Source organism: Uliginosibacterium sp. H1 (genome assembly GCF_036017065.1).
Lineage (GTDB): Bacteria > Pseudomonadota > Gammaproteobacteria > Burkholderiales > Rhodocyclaceae > Uliginosibacterium.
Window position 1 is genome coordinate 868495 of sequence record NZ_JAYXHR010000001.1, and the last position, 19644, is coordinate 888138.

Genomic DNA, 19644 nt, shown 5'->3' on the forward strand with positions numbered 1-19644 from the left:
CCAGTAATCACGGGTGCAATCATGCTTAGTAGGTGAGCCCGGAAGGGGCGAACTGGGCTTCCGGCGGGGGCAGGCTGGGGAACAACGTGGCGACCAGCGCCTCCCTCAACAACTCCAGGCCCGCGCCGGTGCGGGCGCTGAGCGAAACCCGCGCGATATTACCATAGGGTGCAAGGTCGTCGCCCCGCTCCAGCCCGGGCTGTCCATGGGTGGCGTCGATCTTGTTCCAGACTATCAACTGCGGTACGTCACCGGCGCCAATCTCTCGCAACACGCCGTTTACGACTTCGATCTGCTCGTCGCGTTCCGGACTGGATGCATCGACGACATGCAACAGCAGGTCGGCCGACGCGGTTTCCTCGAGCGTGGCATGGAAAGCGGCCACCACCGAGTGTGGCAGATCGCGGATGAAGCCGACCGTATCCGAAAGGATGATGTGCCGGTCCGCATCCTGCAGGTAGACGCGACGGCTGGTGGTATCCAGCGTCGCGAACAACTGGTCGGCCGCGTAGGCACCCGCCTTGGTCAGTGCATTGAACAGCGTGGACTTGCCGGCGTTGGTATAGCCGACCAAAGAGACGGTCGGCACCTCCTTGCGCTCGCGTGCGCGACGCCGCACCCGGCGCTGCTTTTCGAGCTGGCGAAGGCGTTCCTTCAGCAGCTTGACGCGGTTGCCGAGCAGACGACGGTCCGTCTCCAGCTGGGTTTCACCGGGACCACGCAGGCCGATGCCACCCTTCTGCCGTTCAAGGTGAGTCCAGCCGCGGACAAGTCGCGTGGCCATGTGCTCAAGTTGCGCAAGTTCGACCTGGAGCTTGCCCTCGTGGCTCTTGGCGCGCAGCGCAAAGATATCGAGGATCAGCGAATTGCGGTCGACCACACGCAGCTTGAAGCGCCCTTCCAGGTTGCGCTGCTGGGCCGGTGACAGTTCGTGATTGAAGATGACGATTTCCGCGCCGAGCGCGATGGCCGTCTCTGCAATTTCATCGGCCTTGCCTTTGCCGACAAACAGCGCCGGATCGGGCGCAGCACGCCTGGCCTGCACCACGCCGAGCGTCTCGGCCCCGGCGGAGCCGGCCAGCAGCTTGAGCTCTTCCAGGCGCTCGGCAACGCCGCCGGCACCAAAATCAATCTGAACGAGTAGTGCGCGATTGCCTGAACCCGGCCTGTCAAACACGGCAGGCCTTGTTCAGGCGGTACAGCCTGGAAGACAACACCACGCGCTCAGGATTCCTTGGCGTCGGCGTTGTCGTGCGGAATGCTGACAGCGCGTGCCGGCACGACCGTGGAGATCGCGTGCTTGTACACCATCTGGGTGACGGTGTTCTTCAGCAGCACGACGTACTGGTCGAAGGACTCGATATGGCCTTGCAGCTTGATGCCATTGACGAGGTAGATGGAAACGGGGATGTGCTCGCGACGCAGGGTATTGAGAAAGGGATCCTGCAGGAGTTGGCCTTTGTTGCTCATGTTGTGGCCCTCAATGTTGTTATTTGGAATGAAAAGTAGTTACCGCAGACTGTCACGCCGCCCCACGCTTGTCAATTTTGACACCCGGCGCCGCACCAAGGTACAGGGCAGGCCTTACGCGTCTTTGACGAAAGGATTGCGCGTACTACGGAATTCGATGCGCAATGGCGTGCCTTGCAGTTTGAACGCCTCTACAAAGGAACGTTCCAGAAATCTCTGATACGAAGCGGGTACATGCTCGAGCGCATTGCCGTGAATCACAACGACCGGCGGATTCTGTCCGCCCTGGTGGGCGTAACGCATCTTCGGACGGAAAGCGCCGTGACGCGGTGGCGCCTGCTTCACGAGCGCCAGTTGCAACACCCGTGTGAGCTTCGGGGTCGGCAGCTTGACCATCGCGGCAGCATAGGCGCCATCCACGGATTTCATCAGACCATTGATGCCCTGTGACTGCAAAGCGGAGATGTAATGATGTCGCGCAAAGTCCAGGAAGTGCAGCTTGCGCGCGATGTCCTGCTTGATGCGTTCCCGGTGGTAGTCGTCGACGTCGTCCCACTTGTTGACGGCAACCACGAGCGCCCGACCGGCTTCCATGACGAAGCCGGCGATATGGGCATCCTGGTCGGACACATCCTGGCTGGCATCCAGCACCAGCACCACGACGTTCGCTTCTTCGACCGCCTGCAGCGTCTTGATCACCGAGAATTTCTCGATGGCTTCGAAGACCTTGCCGCGGCGACGCAGCCCCGCGGTATCGATCAAGGTGTAGTGACGGCCATCGCGCTCGAAGGGCACGGAAATGGCATCCCGCGTGGTCCCGGGCATGTCGAAGGCGATGACCCGCTCCTCGCCGAGCAAGGCATTGATCAGCGTGGACTTGCCGACATTGGGACGCCCGACGATCGCGACACGCGGGCCACGACTGTCATCGTCGTTCTCGCTTTCAGGTGCCGGGAAAGTCTCCAGCACCATTTCCACGAAGGGGCGCACGCCCTCGCCGTGCGCTGACGAGATCACGTGCGGTTCGCCACAGGCCAGCTCGTGGAACTCGGCCGAAAAAACCGCTCGGTCCACGCCCTCACCCTTGTTCACGGCCAGGAAGATCGGTCGCCCGCTGCGGCGCAGGCGCTCGGCGATCTGCTTGTCGTGCGGGGTCAGGCCGGTGCGGCCATCGACAATGAACAGCAGCGCATCAGCCTCGGCGATCGCCGCCTCCGCCTGGCGGGCCATCTCGGCGACGATGCCTTCCTTGGCAAGCGGTTCGAAGCCACCGGTATCCACGACCAGGAACTCGCGCTCGCCAAGGCGGCCAAGACCATAGTGGCGATCGCGGGTCAGGCCGGGCATGTCCGCCACCAGCGCATCGCGGGTACGGGTCAGGCGGTTGAACAGCGTGGACTTGCCCACATTGGGGCGTCCGACGAGGACCAGCGTAGGCTTCACGGCAGCGTCAGATCAGAGGTTCTTGAGATTGATGACATAAACGTAGCCGCGACGCGACTGCGCAACGATACGTCCATCATAGGCGAGCAGCGGCGCCGAGACGCCGGAACTGTCGAGTTCCAGACGGCCGACGAACTGGCCATCGCTGCGGTTCATCACATGCAGCCAGCCCAGCGAGTCCGCCACGGCGACATGGTCACCCATCACCAGCGGGCGGCCGCTACCGCGATTGAGCAGTTTGTCCTGGCGCCAGTTGGTGGCGCCGGTACGTACGTCCAGCGCAGTCACCGCGCCGAGGTCTTCGGTGACGTAGACCTGACGGTCGTCCAGGTCGAGCCCCGCAGAAGAGCCGATGTCACGCGTCCACTGCACTACACCGCGCTGCGTTTCGACGCAGGCAACCCGCCCCTGGTAAGCCGCCACGCAGACGCTTTCGCCACGCACCACCGGATCAGCCACCAGGTCGGCGAGGCGTTCGATCTCGTTGGAACCGCGCGGAATCGCCACCGAGGCTTCCCAGCGCGGCATGCCGGCCGCAAGCGTCACCGCCACCAGCTTGCCGCCAGAGAAGCCTGCAATCAGCAGATCGCCCACGCGGGTCATGCCGATCTGGCCCCGCAATGACAGTGCGGCCTGGCTGCGCTGGTAGATCCAGCGGCGCTTGCCATCCGCTAGCGCATGCGCAATCAGCTGGTTGTCGCCGACGCGGGTAATCACCATGCCATCGGCGATCAGGGGAGCGCCGATCGGCTCGCCGGTCACCGGAGCCTTCCACAACGGCTTGCCGGTCTTGGCGTCGAAAGCCAGCACTTCGCCATCGCCGCTGCCGACGATGACGCGCTCGTCATCCGCCGCAACACCGGCGGTCACCCGCTTGGCAGCCCGGATGCGCCAGGTCTCTCGGCCGAATTCGGTGCGCGCCAGCGTTCCTTCCGCACCCGCGGCGTAGAGGGCGTCTCCGACCAGCGCAGGACGCAAGGCCGCGTCCGCTGTCTCGCCAACACTGCCGCGCCACAACTGCTTGACCTCGACAGAGGGCTTCAGGGTCTGCAGCGGCGTCGGCTCGACGGTTTTCTTGGACGAGAACAGCGAACAGCCGGATAGACCGACCGCCAGCGCGACGCCCCACAGCAATTGCTTCATCAGGCTTCTCCGAGCGCCTCGAGCTTGAGTTCCACGAAGGACTTGTATTGCGCCATGCCCTGCTCCTCCTTGGCCAGCAGATCCAGCGCCTGCTTGTAGGCGGTGCGCGCATCGGCAACGCTGCCCTTGGCCACGTGGATGTCGCCACGCAGATCGGCAAACCGTGCCGCGAAAGCGTCGGAAGGCGCCGCTTCAATGGCCTTCAGCGCGTCGTCGTAGGCCTTTTCGTCCAGCAGCAGACCTGCCAGGCGCAGGCGGGCCAGGTCGCGCAGGGCCGGCTCCGCAGCATGCGCAACCACCCACTCCAGTTTGGTACGCGCAGCCTTGGGCTCATTCGCTTCGATTTCGGCCTTGGACGCCAGCAGCGCGCCCAGGTCCGCCTGCAGGGTGCCGTCGTAACCAGCCAGCAGTTCGCCGGAAGCCTGACGGACCTTGGCCACGTCCTTGGCATTGCTGGCCTGTACCAGGGCGCCATAAACGGCGGAAGCCTGGGCCGCCCGACTGGCCTGGTACCAACGCCATCCCGTCGTGCCCACCACGGCAACGGCCAGAATCACCACGCCGGCGGTCACCAGCGTGCCGTACTTGCGCCACCAGTCCTTAAGCTCGTCGAGCTGTTCCTGTTCCTGCAGGTCGAATGCAGCCATGTTCGTGTCCTTTTTGGATTGTCTCGTTTGCTTGTCACGACCCGGTCAGGGTCTTGTCGCTTTGCGCTTGCTGATCAGCCGTCGCTTTCGTTGTCGCTGAACAAGGCCTCGGCCAGTTCTTCGGCCAGCGACTCCACGGACAGCCGGCGTTGCTCGCCTTGCTCGCGCAAGGGCTTCAGCGTCACCTGCTCAGCCGCCACTTCTTCGTCGCCGATGATCACGGCGTAATTGGCACCACTGCCATCCGCCTTCTTCATCTGCGACTTGAAACTGCCACCACCGCAGTGGAACACCGCGGAAAACCCGGCGCCACGCAGCATTTCACCGATGCGGAAGGCGAATTTCTGGGTCCCTTCGCCCTGATGCACGAGATACACGTCGGGACGCGTCAAGGCGCCCTCCTCCTGCCCCTCGAGCCACAGCAACATCACCCGCTCGATACCCATGCCGAAACCGCAGGCGGGCGCAGGTTTTCCACCAAGCTGCTCGACGAGCCCGTCGTAGCGGCCACCGGCGCAGATGGTCGCCTGCGCGCCGAGACGCGTGGTCACCCACTCGAACACCGTGCGGTTGTAATAGTCCAGCCCGCGCACGAGGCGCGGGTTGATGCGATAGGGGACTACGGCTTCGCGCAACAACGCCTGGACCTCCTCGAAATGCTTCAGCGACGCTTCGCCGAGGAAATCCATCAGCTTCGGCGCAGCCTCGATGATCGGCAGCATGTCCGGGTTCTTGGAGTCCAGCACCCGCAGCGGATTGGTGTGAAGGCGGCGGCGGCCGTCTTCGTCCAGCTTCGACTCATGGCCCTGCAGGTAGGTGATCAACTCCGTGCGATGCCGGGCGCGCTCGTCCGCCTCGCCCAGCGAGTTGATCTCCAGCGTCACATCCTCCAGCCCGAGGTCGTCCCACAGACGCGCACACATTACGATGTGCTCCGCATCGATGTCGGGGCCGGTAAAGCCCAGCGCTTCCACGCCCACCTGGTGGAACTGGCGGTAGCGGCCCTTCTGCGGCCGCTCGTGACGGAACATCGGGCCGGTGTAGTACAGGCGCTGCGGCGCGGCGTACAGCAGGTTGTGCTCGACCACCGCACGCACGCACGAGGCCGTGCCCTCGGGGCGCAGCGTCAGGTGCTCGCCATTGAGGCGATCTTCGAAGGAGTACATCTCCTTCTCGACGATGTCGGTGTGTTCGCCGACACCACGGGAGAACAGCGGCGTGTGCTCGACGATGGGCGTGCGGATCGGGCGGTAGCCGTAGCTCTTGAGCCAGTCGCGCACGATGTCCTCGAACGCTTCCCAGCGCTCCGCCTCGTCCGGCAGCAGGTCGTTCATGCCGCGGACGGCCTGGATCTTGTTGCTCATTCTGGTCGGTTCTTGTGTCGTCGCCGATGCGCCTGCGCGCTCAGCGGATCTTCTTCGGGTATTTGGTGGCGACGTAGTTGTCGAGGATGTCGCGGAACTCCAGCGCGATGTTGTCGCCGCGCAGGGTGGTCACCTTCTGGCCATCCACGAACACCGGCGCCGCCGGCGTCTCGCCGGTGCCGGGCAGCGAGATGCCGATGTTGGCATGCTTGCTTTCACCGGGACCATTGACGATGCAGCCCATCACCGCGAGGGTCAGGTTTTCCACGCCGTCGTACTGCAGGCGCCATTCGGGCATCTTGTCGCGCACGTAGTCCTGCACGCTGCCAGCCAGCTCCTGGAAGAAAGTGCTCGTTGTGCGTCCGCAACCCGGACAGGCCGTCACCATCGGCGTGAAGGCGCGCAGGCCCATGCTCTGCAGGATTTCCTGCGCGACCACCACTTCCTGCGTGCGCGAGCCATTGGGCTCCGGTGTCAGAGAGATGCGGATGGTGTCGCCGATGCCTTCCTGCAGCAGCACGGACAAAGCGGCGGTGGACGCCACGATGCCCTTGCTGCCGATGCCGGCTTCGGTCAGGCCGAGGTGCAGCGGGTAATCGCTGCGACGGGCCAGTTCGCGATAGGTCGCGATCAGGTCCTGCACGCTGGACACCTTGCAGGACAGGATGATGCGGTTGCCGGCAAGGCCGACGTCCTCTGCCGCCTTCGCCGACTCCAGCGCGGACACGATGAGCGCTTCGCGCATCACCGCACCGGCGTCCCAAGGTTCGGCACGCCTGGCGTTTTCGTCCATCATGCGCGCCATCACGGACTGGTCGAGGCTGCCCCAGTTCACACCGATGCGCACGGGTTTGTCGTACTTGCAGGCCATTTCCACGATCTGCGCGAACTGCGTGTCGCGCTTGTGGCCGTGGCCGACGTTGCCGGGGTTGATGCGGTACTTGTCCAGCGTCGCGGCGCAGTCCGGATTGTCGGCAAGCAGCTTGTGGCCGTTGTAGTGGAAGTCGCCGATCAGCGGGACATCCTGGTTCATCTTCAACAGCTGCTCGCGGATGCGCGGCACGGCCTTGGCGGACTCGTCGTTGTTGACGGTGATGCGCACCAGCTCCGAGCCGGCACGGGCCAACTGGGCCACCTGGATCGCGGTCGAGATGTGGTCGGCCGTGTCGGTGTTGGTCATCGACTGCACGACGACGGGCGCGCGCGCGCCGACCAGCACCTTGCCGATGCTGACCTGGCGCGTACCGTGACGAGGAGAGGCCGAAGCGATGGATTCAGTCATACAACGAACTACCGGTCATTCGATGTTGATGCGCGCCACGTCCACCTTGATGTGGGGCTGCAGGTCGAAGGGCTTGCCCTCGACGGAAACACTGACTTCACGCGCGTTGCCGATCACCAGCGCAAACGGCGGCTTGCCCTGGACCTCCTGGCTGCTGCCCGCGGCGTTCAGACGCGACAACAACACGTTGCCGTCGGCATCACGAACCTCCACCCAGCTTTCACCCTTGAAGCTGAGCAGCACCCGCTTCTGGCCGGATACGGCAACCAGCGCGCGCGGTGCGCTCTGCGCCAGCGGCGCGCTCTGGGCGGTGGGTGCGATTTGCGTCGCGGACAAGCCCTGCTCAACGGGAGCGCTCTGCGCGGCAACGGGTGCGGATGCCGACAAGGGCGCGCTTGCGCTCGCCTGCGGAGCGGATTCGGCTGCAAGCGGTTCGCTGCCCGTGACCGGGAACGGCTCCGGTGTCGCTTCCAGCACTTCCGCGACAGGAGCGCCTTCCGCCACCAACTGCTCATCACGCGCTTCGAACCAACCGAAATACCAGCCCGCCGCCACGAGGCCCAGCAAGCCGGCGCTGATCAGCATGGCGCGCAGCGAAGAACGATCCAGGCTCCTGATGCGCGGCATCGGCCCGAGTGCCGGCGGCTGGGTAGGAATCCCCTCGAAGGTGGTGGGCGCCGCGCCCATGCTTGCCAGAAAAGTCTGCGGATCCAGTTGCAGGAAGCGCGCGTAGTTGCGCACGAAACCACGCGCAAACGCCGCGCCCGGCAAATGATCCAGCGCCCCGGCCTCCATCGCTTCGATCTGCTTGGGCGTGAACTTCAGATGCTGCGCCACCTCGGAGATCGACAGGCCGCGCGCCTCACGCGCTTCGCGCAAAAGGTGCCATACCAGTCCGGACGCCTCCTCGGGCGCCGGCGTCTGAAGCAGATCGTCGCTCAATCGAACTTCCCTTGCGTCAAGGCGGCGTACTCATCGGATGAAGGGAAATCACGCTTCAGCTGTGCGGCATAACGTGCCTCACCCTCCCGATTGCCAAGTTTGCGTTCGATGCGCAACCCTAACCACAGTGTTTCCGCAGCGGGAGCAGCCATACGTGCCTGCAGCTCTGTCAGCCACTGACGGGCACGTGCAGCATTGCCTTCGCGATAGGCGATGCTCGCCAACTGGTACAGCACCTGCGGATTGTTGCGGTCGATCTGGATCGAGCGCTGGAAGTAGGACTCGGCCGCCTTGTCGTTACGACGGTTCAGTTCGCACAGGCCGGCATTGGCGAGGGAGCGTGCCGGGAAACGGTAGTACGGGTTGCGCGCTGCCTGCTCCAGCTTCACAAGGCCTTCCGCCTGGCGACCACGGTTGCAGAGGTACCAGCCGTAGGCATTTGCCACTTCGGGGTCGTATGGCGCCAGACGCTCGGCCTGCTGGAACGAAGCCGTCGCCAGTTCATGCTGCTCCAGGAAGCTATACACCAGCCCCATCAGGAGATGGCCGGGTGCGTAGTTGCGGTCATACGCCTGGGCGATCTTGGCCTCGTCAAGCGCTACGCCATAACGACCCGCGTCCAGATAGGCGTTGCCAAGCTCGACGTGCGTTCTGGCCTTGCCCTGGAGCTCGCTCGTGACAGGTTTTTCGGATGTCGCCCGATCGATACCACCTTCGGCCTCCGCCGTGACACCTCCTGTCGATGCACAGCCTGCCAGCGCCATTGCCAGCAACCCGGCCATCCATGCTCGCATCATGTTCTTACCTCGGTGACCGGAATCACGTTCCGGGTGGACTTGCTGGTCCTGCGGGTCTTGTCCTGCACCTGGCCTGCGAGCTGGCCACATGCCGCGTCAACATCATCGCCGCGCGTCTTGCGCGTGGTGGTGACGATGCCGGCATCGATGAGGATCTGCGAGAAACGCCGGATGCGCGGCGCGGGTGAGCGCAGGAAGCCGGAGTTCGGAAATGGATTGAACGGAATCAGGTTGAACTTGCAGGGCACGTCGCGGGTGAGAGCGACGAGTTCGCGGGCATGTTCGTCCTGGTCGTTCACACCGTCGAGCATCACGTACTCGAAGGTGATGAAGTCGCGCGGCGCCTTGTCGAGGTAACGCTGACAGGCCGCCATCAGTTCGCGCAGCGGGTACTTCTTGTTGATCGGCACCAGCACGTCGCGCAGCGCATCGTTCGGCGCATGCAGCGAAACCGCGAGCGCCACCGGGCAGGCATCGCGCAGACGATCCATCGCCGGCACGATGCCGGAGGTGGACACCGTGACGCGGCGGCGCGACAGGCCGTAGGCGTGGTCGTCCAGCATCAGCTTGAGGGCGGACACGACGTTGTCGAAGTTCGCCAGCGGCTCGCCCATGCCCATCATGACGACGTTGCTGACCACCCGCTCGCCGGTTTCGTCGGCACCCAGCATCCGGTTGGCCAGCCAGAGCTGGCCGATGATCTCGGCGGCCGTCAGGTTCCGGTTGAAGCCCTGCTTGCCGGTCGAGCAGAACGCGCAATCCAGCGCGCAACCGGCCTGCGAGGAGATACACAGCGTGCCGCGCGTGGTCTCGGGAATGAAGACCGTCTCCACGGCATTGCCATTGCCGACATCCAGCAGCCACTTGCGGGTGCCGTCGGTCGAAACGCTGTCGCGTACCGGCACCGGCGGCTTGACGCAGGCGGTTTCCGACAGCTTGGCGCGCAAGGACTTGGCCACGTCGGTCATCTGCTCGAAGTCGGTGGCACCGAAGCGGTGCACCCAGCGCAGCACCTGGCGGGCACGGAACGGCTTCTCGCCCTGTTGTTCGAACCAGGCGATCAGGGCTTCGGCGTCGAAATCGAGCAGATTGATCATTTGCAGCATTACGGAGCGGGTAACCGGAAAGGCACCCGCTCCCGACCGATTAACGGCTGTAGACGTTCAGGCCCGCGAAGAAGAACGACACTTCCACGGCGGCGGTTTCCGGGGCATCGGAGCCATGGACAGCGTTGGCGTCGATGGATTCCGCGAAATCGGCGCGGATGGTGCCGGGGGCGGCCTTCTTCGGATCGGTGGCACCCATCAGTTCGCGGTTCTTGGCGATGGCGCCTTCACCTTCCAGCACCTGGATCATCACCGGGCCGGAGATCATGAAGCTCACCAGGTCCTTGAAGAAGGGGCGCTCCTTGTGCACGGCGTAGAACTGGCCGGCTTCCACTTCGGACAGGTGTACCAGCTTGGCGGCGATGACCTTCAGGCCGGCGTCTTCGAAACGCTGGTAGATCTTGCCGATGACGTTCTTGGCGACTGCATCCGGCTTGATGATGGAAAGGGTGCGTTCGATAGCCATGAAAACTCCGAAAATTCGTGTTGGAACAAGGGGGTAATTGACATCAGGTCAATCGCGGATTGTAGCATGGACAAGCTTCAAGCCTAGCCCGTCCGTACCGCCGGACTCCCCGCCAAGGGCACGAAAACACAGGGCCGCGGCCGGAAACACACGTCGTGACACGTTCGTTTCCGTCGCGGCCCATCCGGAGCGCACCAGAATCGGGCCTTCCCGGCGTTCAACCGGTTCCGCCCCGCATCCTGGCGCTTTTCACGGTTCCTCCTGGAATGCCTCCTCGCGCTTCTTGCGCAGCGCAGGGCTCAACACCACGACCAGCGCCAGCACGGCGGTGACCAGCAGGGTCAGGCTGATCGGCCGCTCGAGGAAGACCATCGGGTCGCCGCGCGAGATGATCATCGCGCGACGCAGGTTCTCCTCCATCAACTCGCCCAGCACGAAGGCCAGCAACAGCGGCGCCGGCTCGCTGCCCAGCTTGGAGAACACGTAGCCGAGTACGCCGAACAGCGCCATCAGCCAGACGTCGTACTCGCTGTTGTTCACGCTCATCACGCCGATGGCGCAGAACACCAGGATGACCGGGAACAGCAGGTGGTACGGCACGGTGATGAGCCGCACCCACACGCCGATCATGGGCAGGTTGAGCACCACCAGGAACAGGTTGCCGGCCCACATCGAGGCGATGATTCCCCAGAACAGCGCCGGCTGCTCCGTCATCACCGTCGGGCCGGGCTGGATGCCCTGGATGATCAGCGCACCGATCATCAGCGCCATCACCGGGTTGGACGGGATGCCCAGCGTCAGCATCGGGATGAAGGACGTCTGCGCGCCGGCATTGTTGGCCGACTCCGGCGCCGCCACCCCCTCGATCGCCCCCTTGCCGAACTGGGCGCGGTTGGGCGACACCTTCTTCTCGATGGAATAGGACGCGAAGGACGCGAGCATGGCCCCGCCGCCCGGCAGGATGCCCAGCGCCGAGCCCAGCACGGTGCCGCGCAGGGTCGGGGCGATGATGCGCTTGAGGTCCTCCTTGTCCGGCAGCAGGCCGCTGACGGACTTCATCATCAGCTCGCGTTTCTCGTCGTGTTCGAGGTTGCGGATGATCTCGCCCACCCCGTACATGCCCATCGCCAGCACCACGAAGTGGATGCCGTCCGCCAGCCAGGGCTGGTCGAAGGTGTAGCGCGGCGCGCCGGAAATGACGTCGGTACCCACCTGGCTCAGCAGCAGGCCGAGCAGGATCATGCCGAAGGCGTGCAACAACGAGCCGCTTGCCAGCACGATGGACGCCACCAGGCCCAGCACCATCAGCGAGAAGTACTCCGGCGCACCGAACTTCAGCGCCAGGTCGGCCAGCGGCGGCGCGGCCAGCGCGATCAGGAAGGTCGCCACCGTGCCGGCGAAGAACGAGGCCAGCGCAGCGGTGGCCAGCGCCTTGCCGGCCTTGCCCTGGCGTGCCATCTGATGGCCATCCAGGGCAGTCACCACCGAGGACGTCTCGCCCGGCAGGTTCACCAGGATGGCTGTCGTGGAACCGCCGTACTGCGCGCCGTAGTAGATGCCGGCGAGCATGATCAGCGCCGACTCCGGCGGCAGGTTGAAGGTCATCGGCAGCAGCATCGCGATGGTTGCCACCGGTCCCAGGCCGGGCAGCACGCCCACCAGGGTGCCGAGGATGACCCCGGCCAGGCAGTACATCAGGTTGCTGAAGGTCCACGCCGTGCTGATGCCCAGCGCGAGATTGGAGAGAAGACCGGAATCCATGTGCCCTCCTCCTCAGAAACCGAACCAGGCGCCGAACGCCTGCAGGGGCACGCCAAGCCCCTTGGTGAACAACAGCCAGGAGGCAACGGACGAGACCACCGCCAGCAGCAACACCGGCAAGGGCCGCGACAGCTGGCTGCCCCAGGCGGACACCGCCACCAGCACGACCACCGCGGGCACCAGCCCCGCACCGCGCGCCAGCACCCCGAACGCGACCACCGCAACCGTCACCAGCAGCATCGCCTTCACCGCGAAAGGCATGATGCGGTCGCCATGGCGCAGGAAGGCGCGCACCACCGAGATCAGCCCCACGCCACACAGGGCGTAGCCCAGCACCGTCGGCACATAGCCGGGCCCCATGCGCAGCAGGCTTCCGCGCTCGTAGTCGGCGGCAATGAATACCGCGGCGGTGCCGATCACAAGATAGATCAGGCCGCCCCAGAAGTCCCGTGGCGCCTGAGTAATGTTGAGTTGCAAGACAGCTCCTCTACGCGGGTCACCCGCGTTGCTTTCCAGGTTCATGCATTCCAGGCTCGCACCTGCTTGTCCCCGCACGTCCGTCCTTGAACGTCCTTGACCGTGCAGGTGGCCGTTCCGCGGGCGTGGCGACGACGCCATGCCCGCGGAACATCAGGCCCCGGCCTGCTCAGTCTGCGTAGACGCCGGCCTTCTTGATGACCGGGCTCCACTTGTCGATCTCCGCCTTCAGGTGCGTCCGCAGCGCATCCGGGGTGGCGCGGTTCTGCGGCACCGGCTCGGTTCCCAGCTCGGCCAGGCGGGCCACTACGTTCGGGTCCTTCAGCGCGGTCTGCAGGGCAGCGGTCAGCTTGTCGAGCACGGGCTTCGGCGTGCCCTTGGGCGCGTACAGGCCGTGCCACACCGCCACCTCGAAGCCGGGCAGGCCGGACTCGGCCATCGTCGGCAGCTCCTTCAGCGACGGCACATGGGCCTTCGTGGTCACGGCATAGGCCTTCACCTTGCCGCCCTTGATCTGGCCGGTGGTGTTGGTGGTCTGATCGCACATCAGGTCGACCTCGCCGCCCAGCATTGCGGTCATGGCCGGGCCGGTGCCGCCGTAGGGCACGGTGGTGAGGTCGGTCTGGATCGTGCTCATGAACAGCAGGCCGCACAGGTGCGAGGCGGAGCCGACGCCGGCATGCGCGTACAGCACCTTCTCCTTGTTGGCCTTCAGGTAAGGCAGCAGCTCCTTCATGTCCTTCGGCGGCAACGCCTGCTTGGCGATCATGGTCATGGGCACGTCGGCCACCAGGCCGACCGGCTCGAAGTCGTTGATCGGGTCGAACGCCAGTTTGCGGTACAGGGCGGGCGCCGTGGACATGCCGATGTGATGGAGCAGCAGCGTGTAGCCGTCACCCCCGGCCCGCGCGACGCGGCCGGCGCCCAGCGTGCCGCCGGCCCCGCCGACGTTCTCCACGATGATCTGCTGCTTCAGGTTTGTGGTCATGGACTGCGCCACCAGGCGCGCCACGGTGTCGGTCGGGCCACCCGCGGCAAAGGGCACCACGATGGTGACGGCCTTGTTGGGGTAGTCCTGCGCATGCGCAAAGGTACCCGCCGTGGCGATGGCGGTGATGGCGGCCAGCCCGAGGCGGCGAAGGATCTGGTGTTTCATGTCGTGCTCCTTTGGTGATACGGAGGCGTGGGCCTCGTTGTTTATTGGTGACTGCTACTGCTTTCCCCCGGCATGCCCGGCTTGTTGCGGCTCGATTTCGTGTCTCGTGTCGCGTGTCTCGCGTCTCGTGTCTCGTTTCATTTCCTGGCCGGATCGAATCCCGTCTCGCGGTAGATGGCCTGGATCAGTTCGCCCCCTACCCGCGAAGCCTGGCTCTTGTGCACATCCACGAGCGCACGCTTGAGTGCGGCGCGCTCCGCCGTGGTCGGCACGATGATCTGTGTCTTGCCGGAGCGGTGCACCGCCTCCAGCGCCTGCGCGTTGTCGCGCTCCGCAATCGCATTGGCGAATTCGGTGGCCTCGCGCATGGCCAGCTGCAGCTCGCGGCGCACCGGGCCGGGCAGGTCGTCCCAGAACCGCTTGTTCACGATCACCGCGTAGCCCAGGTAGCCGTGGCTGCTGCGCAGCAGGTACTTCTGCACCTCGTGCATGCCCTGGGTGTAGAAGTTGGAAGGCGGGTTCTCGGTGCCGTCCACCATGCCGGTACGCAAGGCGTCATGCACGTCGGAGAAGGCCATCACCTCCGGCCGCGTACCGAGGGCGCGCATCTGCGCATCGATGACGGCGGAGGACTGGATGCGCATCTTCAGACCGCGGAAATCCTCCGGCTTGCGCAGCGGCCGGTTGGCGGAAAAATCCTTGAAGCCGTTGTCCCAGTAGGCCAGGCCGACGATGCCCTTGTCCTCCAGCTTGTCGAGCAAACGGGCGCCGATGGGGCCGCCGGTAATGCGGTGCACCGCGCGGTAGTCGTCGAACAGGTACGGCAGGTCGAAGACCTCGAACTCGCGGATGCCCAGCGGGCTGAACTTCGCCAGCGACGGCGCCAGCATCTGCACCACGCCCAGCTGCAGCGCCTCCAGCTCTTCACGGTCCTTGTACAGCGTGCTGTTGGGATACACCTCCACCCGCACGCGGCTGCCCAGGCGTGCCGCCACGCGGCTGCGGAAGAACTCCGCCGCCCGCCCCTTCGGCGAATCCGGCGCCACGACGTGGCTGAACTTGATGACGATGGGGCCCTGCGCAATACCCAGGGTGGCCGACACCATCAGGCAGGCAGCAGCAATGGCGACACGCAGGGGCTTGAACATGAATCGGGGACGCAGATCGGGAGCGCGGATCGTGAGTGGAAGCAGCGCGGGTGAAGGCAGCTGCGCCCATTCAACCCTCTGCCCGGACTGCAAACCATTGTGGAACTCCCGTAAACCCTGAGGGGAACTGCACGGATCCCGACAGCACGGCAGGCACGCGGCGCGCTACCATCGCGGCCACTATGCGAGTTGCCCGTACCGCCCTCACCGCCCCCACCCTGCCGCCGGAGACGCGCATGCAGGCCTGGTACTGGCGCCTGCCCTACCTGTCCATGGCCCTGCTGGCGGCCTGCCTGCTGGTCTTCGTGTGGCTGGGCCTGCGCGCCGAGCGCGAGGAACTCCGCTCCAAGCTGATCAGCGACGTGCTGTGGATGGAGCAGAACCTGCACCGCCACTTCGAGTCGGTGGAATCGTTGCTGTCGCCCATGGCCACGGCCCTGATGTCCGACGACCAGCTGAGCGACGACAGCCGCGCGCGCGTGCGCCAGTTGCTGCAGAGCGACACCGGCCTCACCTCCGCCACCTGGCTGGACATCGCGGGCGCGCAGCGCCTGGCCGTTCCGCCGCGCGGCGAGAACAACTCCGTGCCGGCCGTCGAAGAGGCTGTGCGGCGGGCCCGCACCCTGTCCAAAACGGCCTACTCCACGCCCTTCCGCTCTGACGACGGCTCCTGGGCACTCGCCACCGTGGTGCCGGGCTACGACGACAACCGGCTGACCGGCTTCGTGGTGGCCGAGTACTCGCTGGCGAAGGTGCTGGCCCAGCAGGTGCCCTGGTGGTTCGCCGAGCGCTATCGCATCAGCATCCACGACGGTCGCGGCAACGAGCTGGCGAGCCGTTCCAAGGTGGACGCCATCGACCGTTCGCTGACCTACGACGTGACGATGGAGCCACCCGGTGGCGAAGTGACGCTGCACGTGGAGGCCTACGAGGTACCCAGCGAGACGACTCCCAACCTGCTGGTCGGCGGAATCGCCGTGTTCGGCGTCGTCATGCTATGGAGCCTGTGGATGCTGCGGCGCCAGCTGATCCGCCTCAACACCACCCAGACCGAACTGCGCGCCGAGCACGCCTTCCGCCTCGCCATGGAAGACTCCATGCTCGTCGGCATCCGCGCCCGTGACCTCGGCGGCCGCATCACCTACGTGAACGCCGCCTTCTGCAAGATGGTCGGCTACAGCACCGAGGAGCTCATCGGCATGCAGGCGCCGATGGCCTACTGGGTGCCCGAGGAAATGGAATACACCCAGGCGGTGCACGACCGCATCCTCGCCGGCAAGGAAGCAGTGGATGCCGTCGAGGTGCGCTACCGCCGCAAGGACGGCACCATCCTGGACATCCTGCTCGTCGAGTCCCCGCTGATCGACGCCAATGGCAAGCACGCCGGCTGGATGGGTTCGGTGCTCGACGTCACCGAGCGCCGCCGTGCCGAGGCGCTGGCACGCAGCCAGCAGGAACGCCTGGAGGCCACCGGCCGCCTCGTCACCATGGGCGAGATGGCCTCGTCGCTCGCCCACGAGATCAACCAGCCGCTGTCCGCCATCTCCAGCTACAGCGCCGGCTGCCTCAACGCGCTGGAGTCCGGCCGCGGCAGCCTGTCGGAAATCGGCACCGTGCTCGGCAAGATCAACCACCAGGCACAGCGCGCCGGCCGCATCATCCGCCGCGTGTACGCCTTCGTCCGCCGCAGCGAACCGAAGCGCGAACGGGTGGACGCCAACCAGATCATGGTCGAGGCCAGCGGCCTGGTGGAGACCGACGCCCGCAAGCGCAGCGTGCGCCTGCAACTGGAGCTCGCCACCACCCTGCCCCCCATCGAGGCCGACCCGGTGATGATCGAGCAGTTGCTGGTGAACCTCATCCGCAACGGCATGGACGCCATGCAGGAACTGCCGGTCAACGACCGCGTGCTCACCCTGCGCAGCGAGCAGATCGAGGACCGCGTGCGCATGACCGTCATCGACCGCGGCAGCGGCGTGCCGGCCGAGATCGCCGACAAGCTGTTCGACTCCTTCTTCACCACCAAGTCGGACGGTATGGGCATGGGGCTCAAGATCTGCCGCTCCATTGCCGAACAACATCATGGGCGCCTGTGGTTCGAAGCCGTCGAACCGCATGGCACCGCCTTCCACCTGCAGATCCCGGTCGCCCCGGACGCAGAACCCCAAGCAGAAGACGAAGCACTTGCCGTAGCGGAGGACGACAGGAATGGCCGACACAATGACTGAAGCGATGGTGCACCTCATCGACGACGATGAAGCGATCCGGGATGCACTGGGCTGGCTGTTCAAGTCGCGCAGCATCGCCACCGGCCAGTGGGCCAGCGCCGAGGATTTCCTCGCCGACTACAACAACCACATGAGTGGTTGCATCGTGCTCGACATCCGCATGGAAGGCATGAACGGCCTCACCTGCTTCGAGCAGCTGCGCAGCCGCGAATGCAGCATGCCGGTCATCTTCCTCACCGGCCACGGAGACGTACCGATGGCGGTGGCCGCCCTGCGCCAGGGCGCCTACCACTTCATCGAGAAGCCGTTCAACGACAACGAACTGGTGGACGTCGTCATCGGCGCCATGGACATGCACGCCCGCCACCGCGCCAGCCAGGCGCTGGAAGCCGGCGTGCAGGCCCGGCTGGAAACGCTGACCCCGCGCGAACGCGAGGTCATGGACCTCATCCTCGAAGGCCGCCTCAACAAACAGATCGCCGACGACCTCGACATCTCCATGCGCACCGTGGAAGTCCACCGCGCCCGCATCTTCGACAAGATGGGCGTGCGCTCGGCAGTGGATCTGTCGCAACTGCTGGCGCATTACAAGCCGGGGCAGTAGACCTGCATGCGTTGCCGGTCGCTGACTCGGCGGCGCAGTCGCTGATGCAATAGCAGCGCGTCGCTGGTTGAAACCGTACGGAAGAAACAGGGAAGGGGGAATGCCGCCCGCCTTGGTTTAGGCAGCCGAAGGGCACGAATGCCAGACCTGCTTTACGGCCAAGGTCAGCCAGCCCACTGCGAGTTGAGGACTGCTTCCAGCGAAGAGCGGACGCCTAGTTATCTGACTTCGGTGGTTCCAGAACGGCTGACTCAGCGGACTCAACCTGAATTTGTTCCTTGCGAAACTGTTCGACCCTAGCCTCAATAGCTTCCTCTGCCGACATTGTCATCATCATGTTTAGAGGAATGACTACCTCGCAATCGATGGGCTCGAAATCGCCGCAAGTCAGTTCGGCAATACCATTGCCAAACACCCTGAAGAAGAACGTTGCGTAGGCTCGCACATCATTTTCATCAGGCTTATCTTCCCCATATAGCAGTCCGCCGTCTTCAAGGTTCGTATGAATCCGGCCGCTCCGATAGTCCAGCCAAAACACTAGCAACACAGTCCGCCGTTCGTTTAGCAGGACTATGCGAACCACGCCGTTTTCCACAGCATCTGCATGCATAGTCATTCGTGCCAAGCCGAGAATCGGACCGTCTGGCCAGATTCCGATCGCCACTATGAGTCCATTGAGCGCTGAAACATCCTCCGGCGTTCCACCACTCCTAAGCGTGGTCAGAGTGTCCTCACTGAGCAGCTCGTCCCAAGGCACCAGTCGATCCCTAGTGCGATACTGCGACCGTGAGTCTGGAACCTTCAACTCATCGCGGATGTAGATGCGCGCTAGCTCTTCAATGACTACAAGATCCGCGGAGAGGCGCTTCCGATCCGCAGGAATATCTGGATCCACAATCTCGCCATCAAGCGAGGCATGCGCAACCGCGCAGCGGCCGCTGTCAAAGAGATGCTCGCTTACGTCGACACCGGCAGCACGCAGCTCCGCAACACGCTCTCCCGCTCTATCGGTAAGTTGGTCAATGTGATCCGTGATCCATTTTCCACGTCCGCGCCCATCACGAAACTGCGATTCGATGACTTTGTAGAAGCTGAGAAATGCGTAGCTATCGTGGATTTCGTCAAGTCGCTTTCCTTCGCGCCAAAACGCGAGAGCCTTCCGAACGTTCTCGTCCTCAATAACCGGCATGTGGTTGCAGTTGAAGGACTTGGAGCCAGCGATACCCATGGACGAGAAGACTGTGCGCCCCCCGTACAACACTGGATGACTGCTCCACAGGTAGCCGGACACGTCAACGTAGCCACCTGCAAACCAGCTTAGGATTGACGTGAACCGGTAAACCTTGCCGATCGCCGCATCTATGTCTTTGTCCCCATTGCATGCGATGGTGATGCAGGGGGGTGACGCTTTCCCATCGAGCTCTGATCCGCGCAGGAAATACTCATCACCTGCGTACTCAATACACACATCGAACGACGGCCACGGGATAGAAGATGCAACGCCCGCAGTCAACCAGCCCCTGCTACTGCGGAGCTTCGTGGCAACCGCATCGCCAAACGTGTGGCGGATATAAGGGCTCTTCATGCGGGGACTTCTACCGTGGGGACGG

Annotated in this window: 18 protein-coding genes; 2 read left to right on the top strand and 16 right to left on the bottom strand. The window is 64.5% G+C overall.

The window, feature by feature from the left end:
• Positions 1–25: 25 nt before the first annotated feature.
• The 15 genes from hflX to VVD47_RS04035 form a co-directional block, all read right to left on the bottom strand.
• Positions 26–1177, bottom strand: a complete 1152-nt coding sequence (hflX, locus tag VVD47_RS03965; RefSeq protein ID WP_327602100.1) for a ribosome rescue GTPase HflX — start codon at positions 1175–1177, stop codon at positions 26–28.
• Between the two features lie 47 nt (positions 1178–1224).
• Entirely contained in the window at positions 1225–1470 is a 246-nt protein-coding gene (hfq, locus tag VVD47_RS03970) for an RNA chaperone Hfq (RefSeq protein WP_327602101.1), read from the bottom strand.
• Between the two features lie 114 nt (positions 1471–1584).
• Positions 1585–2913 (bottom strand): ribosome biogenesis GTPase Der, encoded by a 1329-nt coding sequence (der, locus tag VVD47_RS03975; protein ID WP_327602102.1) that lies wholly within the window; start codon positions 2911–2913, stop codon positions 1585–1587.
• A 12-nt stretch (positions 2914–2925) separates the two neighbouring features.
• A complete protein-coding gene (gene bamB / locus VVD47_RS03980; protein ID WP_327602103.1) occupies positions 2926–4056 on the bottom strand; it encodes an outer membrane protein assembly factor BamB in 1131 nt (376 codons plus the stop codon).
• Positions 4056–4703 (bottom strand): YfgM family protein, encoded by a 648-nt coding sequence (locus VVD47_RS03985; protein ID WP_327602104.1) that lies wholly within the window; start codon positions 4701–4703, stop codon positions 4056–4058. The genes bamB and VVD47_RS03985 overlap by 1 nt, the downstream gene beginning before the upstream one ends.
• A 74-nt stretch (positions 4704–4777) precedes the next feature.
• On the bottom strand, positions 4778–6067 hold the full coding sequence (gene hisS / locus VVD47_RS03990) for a histidine--tRNA ligase (RefSeq protein ID WP_327602105.1): 1290 nt from the start codon (positions 6065–6067) through the stop codon (positions 4778–4780).
• 40 nt (positions 6068–6107) lie between these two features.
• Positions 6108–7349, bottom strand: a complete 1242-nt coding sequence (ispG, locus tag VVD47_RS03995) for a flavodoxin-dependent (E)-4-hydroxy-3-methylbut-2-enyl-diphosphate synthase (protein WP_327602106.1) — start codon at positions 7347–7349, stop codon at positions 6108–6110.
• A 15-nt stretch (positions 7350–7364) separates the two neighbouring features.
• On the bottom strand, positions 7365–8291 hold the full coding sequence (locus VVD47_RS04000) for a RodZ domain-containing protein (protein WP_327602107.1): 927 nt from the start codon (positions 8289–8291) through the stop codon (positions 7365–7367).
• A complete protein-coding gene (gene pilW / locus VVD47_RS04005; RefSeq protein WP_327602108.1) occupies positions 8288–9073 on the bottom strand; it encodes a type IV pilus biogenesis/stability protein PilW in 786 nt (261 codons plus the stop codon). Before pilW ends, VVD47_RS04000 begins: the two co-directional genes overlap by 4 nt.
• 11 nt (positions 9074–9084) lie before the next feature.
• A complete protein-coding gene (rlmN, locus tag VVD47_RS04010; protein ID WP_327602109.1) occupies positions 9085–10194 on the bottom strand; it encodes a 23S rRNA (adenine(2503)-C(2))-methyltransferase RlmN in 1110 nt (369 codons plus the stop codon).
• 40 nt (positions 10195–10234) lie between these two features.
• Entirely contained in the window at positions 10235–10660 is a 426-nt protein-coding gene (ndk, locus tag VVD47_RS04015) for a nucleoside-diphosphate kinase (protein WP_327602110.1), read from the bottom strand.
• 249 nt (positions 10661–10909) lie between these two features.
• Positions 10910–12421 carry a tripartite tricarboxylate transporter permease gene (locus tag VVD47_RS04020; RefSeq protein WP_327602111.1) on the bottom strand — a complete coding sequence of 504 codons (1512 nt, stop codon included), beginning with the start codon at positions 12419–12421 and terminating at the stop codon, positions 10910–10912.
• A 12-nt stretch (positions 12422–12433) separates the two neighbouring features.
• A complete protein-coding gene (locus VVD47_RS04025; protein ID WP_327602112.1) occupies positions 12434–12898 on the bottom strand; it encodes a tripartite tricarboxylate transporter TctB family protein in 465 nt (154 codons plus the stop codon).
• A 169-nt stretch (positions 12899–13067) separates the two neighbouring features.
• Positions 13068–14054 (bottom strand): tripartite tricarboxylate transporter substrate binding protein BugD, encoded by a 987-nt coding sequence (locus tag VVD47_RS04030; protein WP_327602113.1) that lies wholly within the window; start codon positions 14052–14054, stop codon positions 13068–13070.
• A 137-nt stretch (positions 14055–14191) separates the two neighbouring features.
• On the bottom strand, positions 14192–15202 hold the full coding sequence (locus tag VVD47_RS04035) for a TRAP transporter substrate-binding protein (RefSeq protein ID WP_443080936.1): 1011 nt from the start codon (positions 15200–15202) through the stop codon (positions 14192–14194).
• Positions 15203–15384: 182 nt separating this feature from the next.
• Between VVD47_RS04035 and VVD47_RS04040 the strand changes: the two genes are divergently transcribed.
• Both VVD47_RS04040 and VVD47_RS04045 read left to right on the top strand, forming a co-directional pair.
• A complete protein-coding gene (locus VVD47_RS04040; RefSeq protein ID WP_327602114.1) occupies positions 15385–17430 on the top strand; it encodes a PAS domain S-box protein in 2046 nt (681 codons plus the stop codon).
• On the top strand, positions 17423–18034 hold the full coding sequence (locus tag VVD47_RS04045) for a response regulator transcription factor (protein WP_327603181.1): 612 nt from the start codon (positions 17423–17425) through the stop codon (positions 18032–18034). The genes VVD47_RS04040 and VVD47_RS04045 overlap by 8 nt, the downstream gene beginning before the upstream one ends.
• A 214-nt stretch (positions 18035–18248) precedes the next feature.
• Here the strand turns inward: VVD47_RS04045 and mauJ are convergent, their stop codons facing one another.
• Positions 18249–19619, bottom strand: coding sequence for a methylamine utilization protein MauJ (gene mauJ, locus VVD47_RS04050; protein WP_327602115.1), 1371 nt, complete (start codon positions 19617–19619; stop codon positions 18249–18251).
• Positions 19620–19644: the final 25 nt, after the last annotated feature.